Annotated in this window: 8 protein-coding genes and 1 pseudogene; 1 reads left to right on the forward strand and 8 read right to left on the reverse strand. The window is 67.1% G+C overall.

The annotated features are described in order from the left end of the window. From E5A74_RS08055 to E5A74_RS08090, 8 genes and pseudogenes are all read right to left on the reverse strand, one after another. A pseudogene (locus E5A74_RS08055) lies at positions 1-277 on the reverse strand (hypothetical protein); the annotation flags it as partial. Positions 278-359: 82 nt separating this feature from the next. After that, complete coding sequence (locus E5A74_RS08060; RefSeq protein WP_135983779.1) at positions 360-695, reverse strand: hypothetical protein; 336 nt, start codon at positions 693-695, stop codon at positions 360-362. Positions 696-708: 13 nt separating this feature from the next. After that, on the reverse strand, positions 709-2,118 hold the full coding sequence (locus tag E5A74_RS08065) for a M16 family metallopeptidase (protein WP_135983780.1): 1,410 nt from the start codon (positions 2,116-2,118) through the stop codon (positions 709-711). Continuing rightward, complete coding sequence (locus E5A74_RS08070; RefSeq protein ID WP_135983781.1) at positions 2,118-3,518, reverse strand: M16 family metallopeptidase; 1,401 nt, start codon at positions 3,516-3,518, stop codon at positions 2,118-2,120. The genes E5A74_RS08065 and E5A74_RS08070 overlap by 1 nt, the downstream gene beginning before the upstream one ends. A gap of 62 nt (positions 3,519-3,580) precedes the next feature. After that, a complete protein-coding gene (locus E5A74_RS08075) occupies positions 3,581-4,768 on the reverse strand; it encodes a S41 family peptidase (RefSeq protein WP_168355590.1) in 1,188 nt (395 codons plus the stop codon). A gap of 59 nt (positions 4,769-4,827) precedes the next feature. Then, complete coding sequence (locus tag E5A74_RS08080) at positions 4,828-5,688, reverse strand: energy transducer TonB (RefSeq protein ID WP_135983783.1); 861 nt, start codon at positions 5,686-5,688, stop codon at positions 4,828-4,830. A gap of 56 nt (positions 5,689-5,744) precedes the next feature. Next, on the reverse strand, positions 5,745-7,670 hold the full coding sequence (locus E5A74_RS08085; protein WP_135983784.1) for a CocE/NonD family hydrolase: 1,926 nt from the start codon (positions 7,668-7,670) through the stop codon (positions 5,745-5,747). Positions 7,671-7,784: 114 nt separating this feature from the next. Then, complete coding sequence (locus tag E5A74_RS08090) at positions 7,785-9,104, reverse strand: hypothetical protein (RefSeq protein WP_135983785.1); 1,320 nt, start codon at positions 9,102-9,104, stop codon at positions 7,785-7,787. Positions 9,105-9,496: 392 nt separating this feature from the next. Between E5A74_RS08090 and rpoB the strand changes: the two genes are divergently transcribed. Further along, positions 9,497-13,651 (forward strand): DNA-directed RNA polymerase subunit beta, encoded by a 4,155-nt coding sequence (gene rpoB / locus E5A74_RS08095; RefSeq protein ID WP_135983786.1) that lies wholly within the window; start codon positions 9,497-9,499, stop codon positions 13,649-13,651. Positions 13,652-13,732: the final 81 nt, after the last annotated feature.

Below are 13,732 nucleotides of genomic sequence, written 5' to 3' on the forward strand. Positions count from 1 at the left end.
AGCGCGGCGCCGCGGCGCGCGTCGGCGCAGGGGTCGGCGTCGCCACCGGGGCAACCGTCACGGTCGGCGGCGGCGCGGGCACCGGTGTCGGCGTGCCACCCAACGAGGTGTTGGGCAGATACATCACGTTCGGCAGCCGGCCGGACGGCGTCGGCGTCGGCGCGGGAGCCGGCGCGGTCGATTGCTGCGCCACGGCGGCGGGCACGCCCGCGCCCGCAGCCAAAGCCGCCGCGGCGATGCCGCACAGCCCGCCGATCCGATACCTCCCGCGATTCACCACCGTGGCTTTAGCGCCTCCAACGTGAATTTCAGCTGCACGCGGCGTGTTTTAGCGGCAGCCCGTCGCAGGGGAAGCGAATTCACCCCTGCCCGCCGCCCCGCGCCGGGCGCAGGCGCAGGATCCACGCCCCCAGGATCGGTGCCGGCAGCACCACGAAGATCCACAAGAGGATCGCGGCGAAAGACGCGCCATTGTCGGCCTTTCCCGTCTGCATCAACCAATCGCAACCGATCCACAGGCCGGCGGACAACAGCACCCACCAGCACGTCGCGACGAAGCTTTGGGCCCGGCCGGCATCGAGCCGGGTGAACCGCGCCATCACCGTCACCAGCCCCGCGCATATCGCTCCGGCCAAAAGGCTGGGAACGAAGACGAACAGCACCAGCAGCGGCTGAAGATCGCCGGTCACCGCCATGCTGAACTCCGCGTCAGGGAACCGTCACGCGCTGGAACGGCAGATTGGCCAGCTCGGGCAGTGCCTTGAGCTGCGGCTCGACCGTCTTGAGATCGCCGACCACGATCAGCGTCAGCTTGTCGATCGGGTAGCTCGCCTTGGCCGAGGCCATCATCGCCGCCGGATCGACCGCGAGCACCGCGGGCACATAGCGGTCGGTCCAGTCGCCGGGCAGCCCGAGCATGTCGCGCGTCGCCAGCGTGTTGACCAAGGCCGGCGAGGTCGAGTTCTGGATCGCGAACAGCCCCGCCATATAGGTGCGGATACCCTTCGATTCCTCGATCGGCGCCGGCTCGGTCTGCATCCGGCGGATTTCCTTGAACACCTCGGTCAGCGCCGCGCCGGTGACGTTGGTGGTCACATCGGCCTCGAAGGTCCACAGCGCATCGTCCGGATTGAAGCCGACGCCCGATCCCGGCGAATAGGTATAGCCCTTGGTCTCGCGGATATTGGTGGTGATGCGCGAGCTGAACGCGCCGCCGAGCAGCGAGTTGGTCACGCGCTGCGGGATGTCGGCGTCGGTGCCGGCAAGCGCGGCGTCGAACGACAGGCGCAACGTGGTCTGCGGCGCATCGGGCCGGTCGACCAGGATTACCCGCGGCCCCGCCTGGTGCGGCGCGGCAAGCTTCGCTGGCGCAGGGCCTGCCGCCCAGCCGCCAAACGTCTTTTCGACCGCGGCCTTGACCGCCGCCGCGTCGAACTTGCCGGCGATGTAGAGATGCGCGCGCTTCGCGCCGAACTGGCTGGCATGGAAGCGCTTCACATCGTCGATCGTATAGGCCGCGAGCTGCGCTGCGCTCGGGATCGTCCGGCCATAGGGATGGTCGGCGCCATAGACCGTCCGCGACAGCGCTGCATCGGCAAGCGTGCCCGGCTGCGACAATGCCACCGAGAGCTGGCGCGCGAGGTTTGCCTTGATCCGCGCGAGCTCGCTCGCCGGCAGTGTCGGGCGCATCACGACGTCGCCGATCAGCGCGATCGCGGCGGGGGCGTGCTCGGACAGGACATTGGTGCTGATCTGCGTGGTCTGCAGCCCCGCGCCGACGCTGAGGTCGCCGCCCATGCCTGCCGCCGCAGTGGCGAGATCGGCCGAGGAACGACCCCCCGCCCCTTCCTTGAGCATCTCGGCGGTCAGATCGGCGAGCCACGTCTGCCCGCCCTCGACGGCATTGCCCGCGCGGACGCGCAGCGACACCACGGCCTTGGGCGCGACGCCATAGGGGACCAGCGTGACCTGCATGCCATTGGCCAGCGTGAAGGTCTCGGTCGCGGGGAGCTTGAACGGCTTGGGCTCACCGACCGGCGGCGGCGGCGGAAAATCCTGCGCGAGCGCGGGAGCGGCGGCGGCGAGCGCCAGCGAGATCGCGATGAGCGTGCGCCGCATCACTTGCCTCCTTGTGCGCCGGCAGCCTTGGCGGCGCCGGGTTCGATGACGTAGATCGAGCGATTGGTGGAGCGCAGATATTCCTGCGCGGTCTTCTGGATCAGCGCCGGCGTCACCTTGGCGAAGCCTTCCTCGATCCGGTTGATCGCCTGCGGATCATTGTCGAACAGCGCGTGGACCGCGAGCAGGTTGATCAACCCGATCCGCCCGCCGCTGTCGATCGTGCCGTAGAGCGACGAGCGCATCTTGGTGCGCGCGCGCTCGAGCTCGGCCGCGGTCACCGGCTTGCTGCGGATGCCCTCGATCACTTCGTCGACCGCTTTGGTGATCTGCTCGCGGCTGTGCGTCGGATCATGCGTGAAGCTGAAGCTCCACAGCATCGGCCCGCGATAGTCGAACATGTCGCCCAGATCGGCGTTGATGCCGCCGCCGATCTCGCCGGCGATGCCCTCTTCCTGGACGATCTTGCGATAGAGCCGGCTATCGTCGCCCTGGAGCAGGATCTGGTCGATCAGCCCCATCGCGTACCATTCGGGGGTGCCGCGATCGGGGACGTGATAGCCCGCCGCATAGCCCGGCTTGGGCGCGAGCGCGTCGACCCGGCTCCTGAACTTCTCGGCGGTCTGGCGCGGCTCGGAGATGTCGGGCTGGACCACCGCGGGCTTCTTCGCGATTCCGCCGAAATATTTCTCCACCATCGCCCGCGTCGCCGCATAGTCGATGTCGCCGGCGATCACGAGCACGGCGTTGCTCGGGCGGTAGAAGGCCTCGGAGAAGCCCTTCGCGTCGGGCACGGTCGCCGCCTCGATCTCCTTGAGATCACCGTAGAAATTATGGCTGTTGTACCAGTTGGTGTTGGCCAGCATCGGCAGGTCGATCCACGGCCAGGTGCTGTAGGGCTGGTTGAGCACGTTGACCTTGACCTCGTTGCCGACCACGCCCTGCTGGTTCTCGAGCACGGTCTGGTCGATCACCGGATTGGCCATGCGATCGGCCTCGAGCCACAGCATCCGCTCGAGCGCGCTCGACGGCAGCACCTCGTAGTAATTGGTGAAGTCGAAGCGGGTCGAGCCGTTGTTGATCCCGCCCGAATTGGTCACGGTCTGGTCGAACACGCCCTTGGGCGCGTGCTTCGATCCCTGAAACATCAGATGCTCGAACAGATGCGCGAAGCCGGTGCGGTCCCTCGGCTCGACCCGGAAGCCGATCCCGTAATAGGTCGCGATCGTCACCGTCGGGGCGATCTGATCCTTCGCCAGCACGACCTTCAGGCCATTGGGCAGCGTGAAATACTGCATGTCGACATGCAGCTTGTCGGCCGCGGGCCGTGCCGGCTGGGCGAACGCCGCCGCCGGAACCGCGGCGGCCGCAAGGGCCAGCGCGATGCGCCACTTGTTCATTCGAATCTCCCCTCGGGTGAGTCGTACCGGATTAGCTCACCGCCACACCACGCGAAAGGCGCTTATCTTGCGGCGCTGCGTGTCTGGCGGATTGCCGCGTCCATCGCGCGCGCCCAGCTGGTGTCGTCATTGGCGGCGATCGGGATGTCGGGCGCCTGCCCCTCGATCTCGTTGGTGCCGTCGTCGAGGAAGCGCGCGCAATTGGGCATGCGGATGTCGAGCCCGGCGTGCGCCAGCCGCAGGCGGCCGCCGCCATTCACATAGCCGCAGCCCGCCCCAAGCGTCTTCTCGCCGATCAGGATCGCCACCTTGTTCTGGCGCAGCCATGCGGTGAAATCCTCGGTCGCCGAGGCGCTGCCCCTGTCGGCATAGATCGCGATGGGTCCGCGCCACGCGCCCTTTCCGGCGATCTCCGCGCGGGGCCCCGCAGCCGGAAGCACGCGGCAATCGGGCCGGCCCTCCCAGATCCCGCTGCGATCGCACGGCGGATCGGCGATCAGCGGCGCGGCGCGGGTCAGCCGGCGCGGGGTCATCAGCGCGACCACCTCGTCGACCCATTCGCCGCCGCCGCCATTGCCACTGACATCGACCAGCAGCAGCCGCGCCCCTGCCGCCCGCAATCGCGCCAGCGCGCCGGCGAGCTCGCGGTTGAGCATGCCCTGCGTCGCCGCGCGCAACGCATCCTCGTCCATCCCGGCACGCACCACGCGCTCGCACGCGGTGCGAAAGCGCGCGACGTCGAACGAGTCGATCCGCAGCACGCCCGTGTCGCCGATCATGGCGATCGGGAAGTCGGCATCGCCGCCACCGATCGGTCGCCAATCGGTGACCTTCGCCCAGCCCGGCGCGAAGCCGCTGCGGTCGTCGGCATATCCCGCCGAGGCGCAGCTCGCGAACCGCCGCGCGGGCGCCGGTCCCGCGACGATCGAAGCCGGCGTCGGCGCCGGCCCGTCGGCGCGCGCCAGCGTGAAATGCGGGTCGTCGAACGCCGCCACGAACGCGCTCAGCGCGCGATAGGCCTGCACCCGCGACCACGCCCGGTCGAGCGCGGCCTGCGTCTCGCGATCGAGCCTGGCGAGGTCGAGCTTGCGATGCTCGCGCACCCAGTCGAGATTGGCGTAGCGCTGCGCGGTGGCATGCCTGAGCAATGCATAGTCGCTCCGCCAGCCCGCGCGGTCGAACGTCGCGACGTCCCACAGTGCCGCGCCGGCCACCGCGAGCACCACCAGTCCCAGCGCCGCTTTGATCACCCTGCGCATCCGCACCGCTGTATTACCTATGCAATACGGTAACCGCCCGAGGCGCGGCGTCAACCTCCGATCATGAAGCGCACCGCCTTGATGAAGTAGGAGCGTACCGGCTTGCCCGCCGCGTCGAGCGCGGGGCTGAAGCCGCCGCGCTTCTGGATCAGCTTGCAGGTCAGATCGGCGAAATCGTCCGGGTTGGTGCGCGCCAGCACGTGGCAACCGGCGATCTTCCCCGTCGGATCGATGTCGAGCCGGAACTGGACATGGCCGTTATGCCCGCCGCGCATTGCCGAAAGCGGATAGTCGTCGCTGTGAAACCAGCTCGGCGGCGGTGACAGAGGCATGGCCGGCTTGCTCAGCGCCGCCTGCTCCGCGGGATCATAGCCCCAGCTCTTGATCAGATCGTCCATGCAGGTCCGCAGCGCCGCCATCGGCTTGGCGAGGCCGGATTTGGTGACGAGCCGCAATGGCGTCTTGGCTGCGATGCTGACGGTGACCCCGACGACGCCTTTCTCCTGCTCGGGCGTCACGCGCGGCGGCAGCTGGTTTTCCTTCCATTGCCATCCGTCGAGCCGGAGCGACTTGAAGAACATCGCCGGCCGCTCGCCCATGTTGCCGAGCATCACCGAGCGCCGCGCGTCGGCCTGGATCCCGAAATCGACCTTGGCGTCCACCGACGCCTCGGGATAGCGCACTTGCTTGCCGATCAGCGTCAGATCGAAATCGTCGCCCGGCTGATAGCGTGTGAGCATCGCGATCATCGCTCTGTCGCCGGTGCCGAACTGCGCCACCAGATTGCAGGCGTCGGTCTCGTAGCGCGCGATCCATTTGCTCGACAAGGTCAGCACTTCGGGCTCGCGGTCCTTCGCCGCTGCGGTACCCGATACCGCGAGCGCCAGAAGCGCCCAGATCCATTTCGTCATGGTTCCCCCCAAAATATGGGCGGGCGGCAGCCCCTGCCGCCCGCCTCGTGCCCCGGCTAGCGCGCTTTGGCCGCGCTCTGGTCGAGCGGCACCACCGGCAGCAGCACGCTGCTCGATTGCGCCCCGCCATACATCAGCGTCACCGTCGCCTTCTGATAATCGGAAGGCTTGGCGAAGAAGATGTTGTCGACATATTTCTGCGGGTTGCGGTCATAGACCGGGAACAGGCTCGACTGGACCTGGACCATGATCCGATGGCCCGGCTGGAAGACATGGTTCACCGTCGGCAGGCGGAACTTGTATTCCTGCACCTTGTTCGCCGGGATCGGCTCGGGCTTCGCGAAGCTGTTGCGATAGCGGCCGCGGAAGATGTCCATCGCGATCGGCAGCTGGAACCCGCCCATTTCCTTTTTGGTCGCGACCTCGTCGGGATAAACGTCGATCACCTTGACCACGAAATCGCCGTCGGTGCCCGTGGTCTTCGCGAACAGGTCCGCCAGCGGCGCGCCCGAGACGCGAACCGGCCCGGTCAGCGGCTCGGTGACATAGGTCATCACGTCGGTGCGGCCGTCGACGAAGCGCTGGTCGGTGACGAGATAGGTCGACCAGCGGCCGTCCTGGAAGTTGACCGGGCGCGGCAGATGCGGAACCGGCTTGGCCGGATCCGAGACATAGCTGTCCGATCCCTGCCCCGGCTTGTCGAAACCGAGCCCCTCGGCCGACCGCAGATAGATCGGCGTCAGCTTCGCATCGCAGCCGGTCTCGCAGGCGAGCGGCCATTTGTTGAGATAATCCCAGCGGTTCTCGCCGGTATTGTAGAAGCTCGCCTTGGCCGGCGTGAAGGCCGGCGCGCCGTCCTTGAGATAGGCATTGAAGAACGGCAGCAGGATGTCGCGGCGCGCCTGCAGCGCAGTGTCGCCCTCGAACTCGAGCACGCCGAGCTTCGAGCCGTTATAGTTGAAGCCCGAATGGCGCCACGGCCCCATCAGCAGGAAATTCTTGTCGCCCTGCGGGGTCTTCTGCAGCTCCTCGAAGGCGTGGATCGCGCCATACATGTCCTCGTGATCCCAGATGCCCTGCTCCCACAGCGTCGGCACGTTCGAAGGGTTCTTCGCGAGCAGCTTGTCGAGCGCCTGGCCCTGCCAGAAGGCGTCATAGGCGACGTGCTGGCTCATCTTGTTCCACATCGGCAGCTGGTCGTAGCCGAACTGCTTCGCCCAATCGCCGGCCGAGCCGACGCGGCGGAAGGTGTCGTAATCGTCCCAATCGGGCCGGTTGGGCGCCTTGCCGTCGCCCTTGTAGCCGGTCTGCGCGCCGATCCAACCGATATTGGCGAGGCGGAAGGCGCCGTGGTGGAACCAGTCGTCGCCCATCCAGCCGTCGATCATCGGACTCTCGGGCGCCGCCACTTTGAGCGCCGGGTGCGGATTGAGCAGCGCCATGACGACGGTGAAGCCCTCATAGCTCGAGCCGAGCATACCGACCTTGCCGTTCGACTCGGGGATGTTCTTGACCATCCAGTCGATCGAGTCCCACGCGTCGGTGGTGTGGTCGACCTTGGTCGGGTTGAGCGGCCCGACCGGCGGGCGGGTGATCACATAGTCGCCTTCCGAGCGATACTTGCCGCGAATGTCCTGGAACACGCGGATATAGCCGTCACGGACGAACACCTCGTCGCCTTCGGGCAGCGCGTTGAGCATCGTCGTGCTCTCGGTGCGCCGGACGCGGCCATTGGCGTTGTAGGGGGTGCGGGTGAACAGGATCGGCGCGTTCTTCGCGCCCTTGGGGATGACGATGACGGTGTAGAGCTTCACGCCGTCGCGCATCGGGATCATCACTTCGCGCTTGATGAAGTCCGAAGGCTGGGCCGGCGGCTCGAACTTGGCGGGGATGTCGTTGAAGTCCGAAGGCTGGGTGGTTTGGGCCTGGGCCGCGGGGATCAGCGCCGTGGCGGCCAGAAGTGCGACGAACGACTTTTTCATTTTGGTCCGTATCTCCCTGGGGAGCCAGACCGATACGTCCAAAGCCGCATCAAAAGGAAGAGCCCGCCCCCACCAATGGTAAGGGCAGGCTCCTGTTTCCTCGATTTGTCCGGATCAGGCGTGCTCGGGAGTCCCCAGCAATTCCGCCTCGACATCGTCGACCATGTGCGGCCGGGTCGCGCCGATCGGGCCGACGCCGTCCATCACCGGGCTGGTGCGGCCGATCTTGAACGCCGCCGACGTGCGGCCCTCACGGCCATCGGGAAGCGTGTAGCGCGCCTCGGCGACGACGACGGGATTGAACACCCGGCCCATCTCGCCCTTGGGCACCGCGAGATGCGCGTCGATGCGGGTGCCGTCGCCCGGCGCGATCGTCACCGGGGGAACCGCGGTGTCGCCGGTGCGGCCGGTGAGCAGACCTTCCATCTCGCTCGACTCGGCGTCGGCGAGCATGAAGGCCGAGATGCGCACGTCGCGGGCGGGCACGTCGCCGGCATTGCCGACGGTCAGCTCGACATCGACCAGCGCCTCTTCCTCGCTGGTGCCGGCGCGAACCGGACGCAGGCCGAACTCGAGCCACGGGCGGTTCGAGACCGGCGCAGGCGCATCGGTCACGCCCGCGAGATCCTCGCGCTCGGGCTCGGCGAGCTCGGCCTCGGTGCGCGCCTCCTCGACCGTCTCGGGCGCAGCGGCAACCACCGGCATCGCCGCAGCAGCGGCGACATAGGGCGCCAGCTCGGGCTCGCGACGCGGCGCGACGATCGGCTCGGCCGCGATCGGCGTCTCATAGGCGCGCGGCGTCTCGGTATCATAGACCGTCTCGTCGACATATTCCGGCTCGCGGCGGCGGCGCATCAGCAGCAGCGCAGTCGCGCCTGCGAGGATGAGCAGCAGCCCACCGAGCAGCCACGGCCAGGCAAGGCCGCCCGTGCTGGTCTCGGTCTGTTGCGTCGTCGTCTCGGCGGCTGGCGCGGGCGCCGCAGCTTCGGGCGCCGGTGTCACTACAGGCGGCGCGGCGGGCTCGACGGCCGCCGTGGGGGTCTGGGCAACCGGCGCCGCAGGCGCTGCCGCCGGAGCCGGCGCGGGCTGGCGCGTCGCGGTGCTGGTCGTGGTGCGCGTGGTGGTGCGCGTCGCCTGGCGCGGCTCGGCGGCGCGCGTCGTGCGCGTGGTGGTTGCCCGCTCGCTGCTCGTCGTCACTTCGGTGCCGGGGCGCGGGCCCGGCGGCGGTGCCGGCTGGACGATCGGCGTCGACGGCTCCATCTGGATCGGGCGCGCCGCCGGCGCCGCAGGCGCGGGTGCCGGCGTCGTCAGGATTGGCGGCGGGGTGACCGTCTGCGCGGCGGGCGCGTCCTGCGCGATCGCGGGGGTTGCGAGGAACGCGGCGCCGATCAACAGCGCGACGCGGGGGCGAAGGGGGTTGGATGATTTCGTCATAACGAAGGTTAAATGAATGGAACCCGGATCGCGCCGCGCGGCGTGCGCCCATCCGTTGCCAATCCGCGACGAATTACCCCGTTAATTCAAGGTTCAGCGGCAGAAATCGGACACTTCCGGCGAGCAAAAAAGTTCCACGCCCTTTGACAGGGTGCAACCTTCGCCCTATATCGCTCCCACACCACAGCACCGGGAAATGATGCACCGTCGCGCAGTGCATCGGTCGAATTGGGGTTGTGGGATCAACAGGACGCCGAAAGCTGCCGAAACCCGAAAGGGAGTCGTGCGGCCTTTTCGCGTCTTCCCGCACGTCCCGGCCCCGGAACAGGGGCACCGAATTTACGCCCCGCTCCGGCAGGGCAAAACTACGGCTGACGAGGCACAAAACACCCATGGCTACCAAAGCAATCGAGGGCGGCACCCTGAAGCGCCGCATCCGCAAGGTGTTCGGCGACATCCACGAAGTGGTGCAGATGCCGAACCTGATCGAGGTTCAGCGCGAATCCTACGAACAGTTCCTCCGCTCGGATCCCTCGATCGGCTATGTCTCGGGCCTCGAGAAGACGCTGCGCTCGGTGTTCCCGATCCGCGACTTCGCCGGCACCGCCGAGCTCGACTTCGTCAACTACGAGCTCGAGCCCCCCAAGTTCGACGTCGAGGAATGCCGTCAGCGCGGCATCACCTATGCGGCGCCGATGCGCGTCACGCTGCGCCTGATCGTGTTCGAGGTGGATCCCGATACGGAAGCCCGTTCGGTCCTTGATATCAAGGAGCAGGACGTCTACATGGGCGACATGCCGCTCATGACCGAGAACGGCACCTTCTTCATCAACGGCACCGAGCGCGTCATCGTCTCGCAGATGCACCGTTCGCCGGGCGTGCTGTTCGACCATGACCGCGGCAAGACCCATGCCTCGGGCAAGTATCTCTTCGCGGCGCGCGTGATCCCGTATCGCGGCTCGTGGCTCGACTTCGAGTTCGACGCGAAGGACATCGTCAACGTCCGTATCGACCGCAAGCGCAAGCTGCCGGTGACGTCGCTGCTCTATGCCCTCGGGCTGAACAGCGAGGAGATCCTCAACTATTTCTACAACCGCGTGACCTTCCTGCGCGGTCCGAACGGCTGGCAGATCCCGTTCGCGCCCGAGAACTGGCGCGGCGCCAAGCCGATGTTCGACATCGTCGACGCCAAGTCGGGCGAGGTCGTGTTCGCCGCCGGGCAGAAGATCAGCCCGCGCGCCGCGAACAAGGCCGCCAAGGACGGTCTCGAGACGCTGCTCATCCCGACCGAGGAGATCTTCGGCCGCTACAGCGCCTATGACCTGATCAACGAGAAGACCGGCGAGATCTACATCGAGGCCGGCGACGAAGTCTCGGCCGAGAATCTCGAGAAGCTCGACAAGGCGGGCATCGAGCGCATCGAGCTGCTCGACATCGATCACATCTCGACGGGTCCGTGGATCCGCAACACGCTCAAGGTCGACAAGGCCGAGGAGCGCGAGCAGGCCCTTTCGGACATCTACCGCGTCATGCGCCCCGGCGAGCCGCCGACGCTCGAGACGGCGGAATCGCTGTTCGCCGGCCTGTTCTTCGATCCGGAGCGCTACGACCTCTCGGCCGTCGGCCGCGTCAAGCTCAACATGCGCCTCGATCTCGACGCCGAGGACACCGTCACGACGCTGCGCACCGAGGACATCCTCGCGGTGGTCAAGACACTCGTCGACCTCAAGGACGGCAAGGGCGAAGTCGACGACATCGACAATCTCGGCAACCGTCGCGTCCGTTCGGTGGGCGAGCTGCTCGAGAACCAGTACCGCGTCGGCCTGCTCCGCATGGAGCGCGCCGTGAAGGAGCGCATGAGCTCGGTCGACGTGTCGACCGTGATGCCGAACGATCTGATCAACGCGAAGCCGGCGGTTGCCGCGGTTCGCGAGTTCTTCGGCTCGTCGCAGCTCTCGCAGTTCATGGACCAGACCAACCCGCTTTCCGAAGTGACGCACAAGCGTCGCGTCTCGGCGCTCGGGCCGGGCGGTCTCACCCGTGAGCGCGCCGGCTTCGAAGTCCGCGACGTTCACCCGACGCACTATGGCCGCATCTGCCCGATCGAGACGCCGGAAGGCCCGAACATCGGTCTGATCAACTCGCTGGCGTCGTTCTCGCGCGTCAACAAGTACGGCTTCATCGAGACGCCCTACCGCAAGGTCAACGACGGCAAGGTGACCAACGAGGTCGTCTATCTGTCGGCGATGGAAGAGGCCAAGCACACGATCGCGCAGGCTTCGGCCGAGGTCGATGGCGACAACCGCTTCACCGAGGAGCTGATCTCGGCCCGCCAGGCCGGCGAATTCCTGATGGCGCTGCCCGAGACGGTGACGCTGATGGACGTCAGCCCCAAGCAGCTCGTCTCGGTCGCCGCGTCGCTGATCCCGTTCCTCGAGAACGACGACGCCAACCGCGCGCTGATGGGCTCGAACATGCAGCGTCAGGCCGTGCCGCTGGTGAAGGCCGAAGCACCCTTCGTCGGCACCGGCATGGAAGAGACCGTCGCGCGTGACTCGGGCGCCGCGATCGGCGCGCGCCGTTCGGGCGTGGTCGACCAGGTCGACGCGACCCGTATCGTCATCCGCGCCTCGGGCGATGTCGAAGCCACCCAGAGCGGCGTCGACATCTACACGCTGATGAAGTTCCAGCGCTCGAACCAGTCGACCTGCATCAACCAGCGTCCGCTGGTGAAGGTGGGCGACGTGGTCAACGCCGGCGACATCATCGCCGACGGCCCGTCGACCGAGTTCGGCGAGCTCGCGCTCGGCCGCAACGCGCTCGTCGCGTTCATGCCGTGGAACGGCTACAACTATGAGGACTCGATCCTCATCAGCGAGCGGATCGTGAAGGACGACGTGTTCACGTCGATCCATATCGACGAGTTCGAAGTGATGGCCCGCGACACCAAGCTCGGGCCGGAGGACATCACCCGCGACATCCCGAACGTCGGCGAGGAAGCCCTGCGCAACCTCGACGAGGCAGGCATCGTCTACATCGGTGCAGAGGTCGAGCCGGGCGACATCCTCGTCGGCAAGATCACGCCCAAGGGCGAGAGCCCGATGACGCCGGAAGAGAAGCTCCTTCGCGCCATCTTCGGCGAAAAGGCCTCGGACGTGCGCGACACCTCGCTGCGCCTGCCCCCGGGCGTTGCCGGCACGATCGTCGACGTTCGCGTCTTCAATCGCCATGGCATCGACAAGGACGAGCGCGCGCTGGCGATCGAGCGCGAGGAGATCGAGCGCCTCAAGAAGGACTCGGACGACGAGCGCAACATCCTCAACCGTGCGACCTGGTCGCGCCTGAAGGAGATGCTCATCGGCCAGGTCGCGACGGCGACGCCGAAGGGCCTCAAGAAGGGCGCCACCATCGACGCCGACCTGCTCGACAGCGTCGATCGTCACGAATGGTGGAAGTTCTCGGTGCAGGACGACGCCGTCCAGGGCAATCTCGAGGCGGTCAAGGGCCAGTATGACGAGGCCGTGAAGCGCATCAAGGACAAGTTCGAGGACCGCCGCGAGAAGCTCGAGCGCGGTGACGAACTGCCGCCGGGCGTGCTCAAGATGGTCAAGGTCTTCGTCGCGGTGAAGCGCAAGCTGCAGCCGGGCGACAAGATGGCCGGCCGTCACGGCAACAAGGGCGTCATCTCGCGGATCCTGCCGCAGGAAGACATGCCGTTCCTCGCGGACGGCACCCCGGTCGATCTCGTGCTCAACCCGCTGGGCGTGCCGTCGCGCATGAACGTCGGGCAGATCTTCGAGACCCATCTCGGCTGGGCCGCGCGTCAGCTCGGCCAGCAGATCGGCCATGCGCTCGAAGCATGGCGCGAGGAGAACCCCGAGGCCACCGGCGGGCAGATGCCCGACGCGGTCAAGGATCGCCTCAAGACGGTCTATGGCGAGCATTATCTTGCCGAGATCGAGGCGCGCAACGCCGACCAGATCGTCGAGCTGGCGACCAACCTGAAGCCGGGCGTGCCGATGGCGACTCCGGTGTTCGACGGCGCGCGCGAGGCGGATGTCTCCGACATGCTGTCGCTCGCGGGGCTCGACACCTCGGGCCAGTCGACGCTGTTCGACGGCCGCACCGGCGACGCGTTCGACCGCAAGGTCACCGTGGGCATCATCTACATGCTCAAGCTGCACCACCTCGTGGACGACAAGATCCACGCGCGTTCGATCGGGCCGTACAGCCTCGTCACCCAGCAGCCGCTGGGCGGCAAGGCCCAGTTCGGCGGCCAGCGCTTCGGTGAAATGGAGGTCTGGGCCCTGCAGGCGTACGGCGCTGCCTACACGCTGCAGGAAATGCTGACGGTGAAGTCCGACGACGTGGTCGGCCGCACCAAGGTCTACGAAGCGATCGTCAAGGGCGACGACACCTTCGAGGCCGGCATTCCCGAGAGCTTCAACGTGCTCGTCAAGGAAATGCGTTCGCTCGGCCTCAACGTCGAGCTCAAGAGCGTCGACGAAGTCGAGGACGGCAGCGACCTGGCCGAGGCGGCGGAATAGCGGGAACCCGGGAGCGGCGGTTTACGAAACCGCTGCTCCCTCCCTGCCCCGCCCGACGAATTTACCCTCCTGAGGGAAAAA

This window comes from Sphingomonas naasensis, assembly GCF_004792695.1.
Classification (GTDB): Bacteria; Pseudomonadota; Alphaproteobacteria; order Sphingomonadales; family Sphingomonadaceae; genus Sphingomonas; species Sphingomonas naasensis.

Coding starts and splice junctions, on each gene's coding strand:
- E5A74_RS08080 (WP_135983783.1), bottom strand. CDS start 5,688: ATGACGAAATGGATCTGGGCGCTTCTGGCGCTCGCGGTATCGGGTACC.
- E5A74_RS08060 (WP_135983779.1), bottom strand. CDS start 695: ATGGCGGTGACCGGCGATCTTCAGCCGCTGCTGGTGCTGTTCGTCTTC.
- rpoB (WP_135983786.1), top strand. CDS start 9,497: ATGGCTACCAAAGCAATCGAGGGCGGCACCCTGAAGCGCCGCATCCGC.
- E5A74_RS08065 (WP_135983780.1), bottom strand. CDS start 2,118: ATGCGGCGCACGCTCATCGCGATCTCGCTGGCGCTCGCCGCCGCCGCT.
- E5A74_RS08070 (WP_135983781.1), bottom strand. CDS start 3,518: ATGAACAAGTGGCGCATCGCGCTGGCCCTTGCGGCCGCCGCGGTTCCG.
- E5A74_RS08085 (WP_135983784.1), bottom strand. CDS start 7,670: ATGAAAAAGTCGTTCGTCGCACTTCTGGCCGCCACGGCGCTGATCCCC.
- E5A74_RS08090 (WP_135983785.1), bottom strand. CDS start 9,104: ATGACGAAATCATCCAACCCCCTTCGCCCCCGCGTCGCGCTGTTGATC.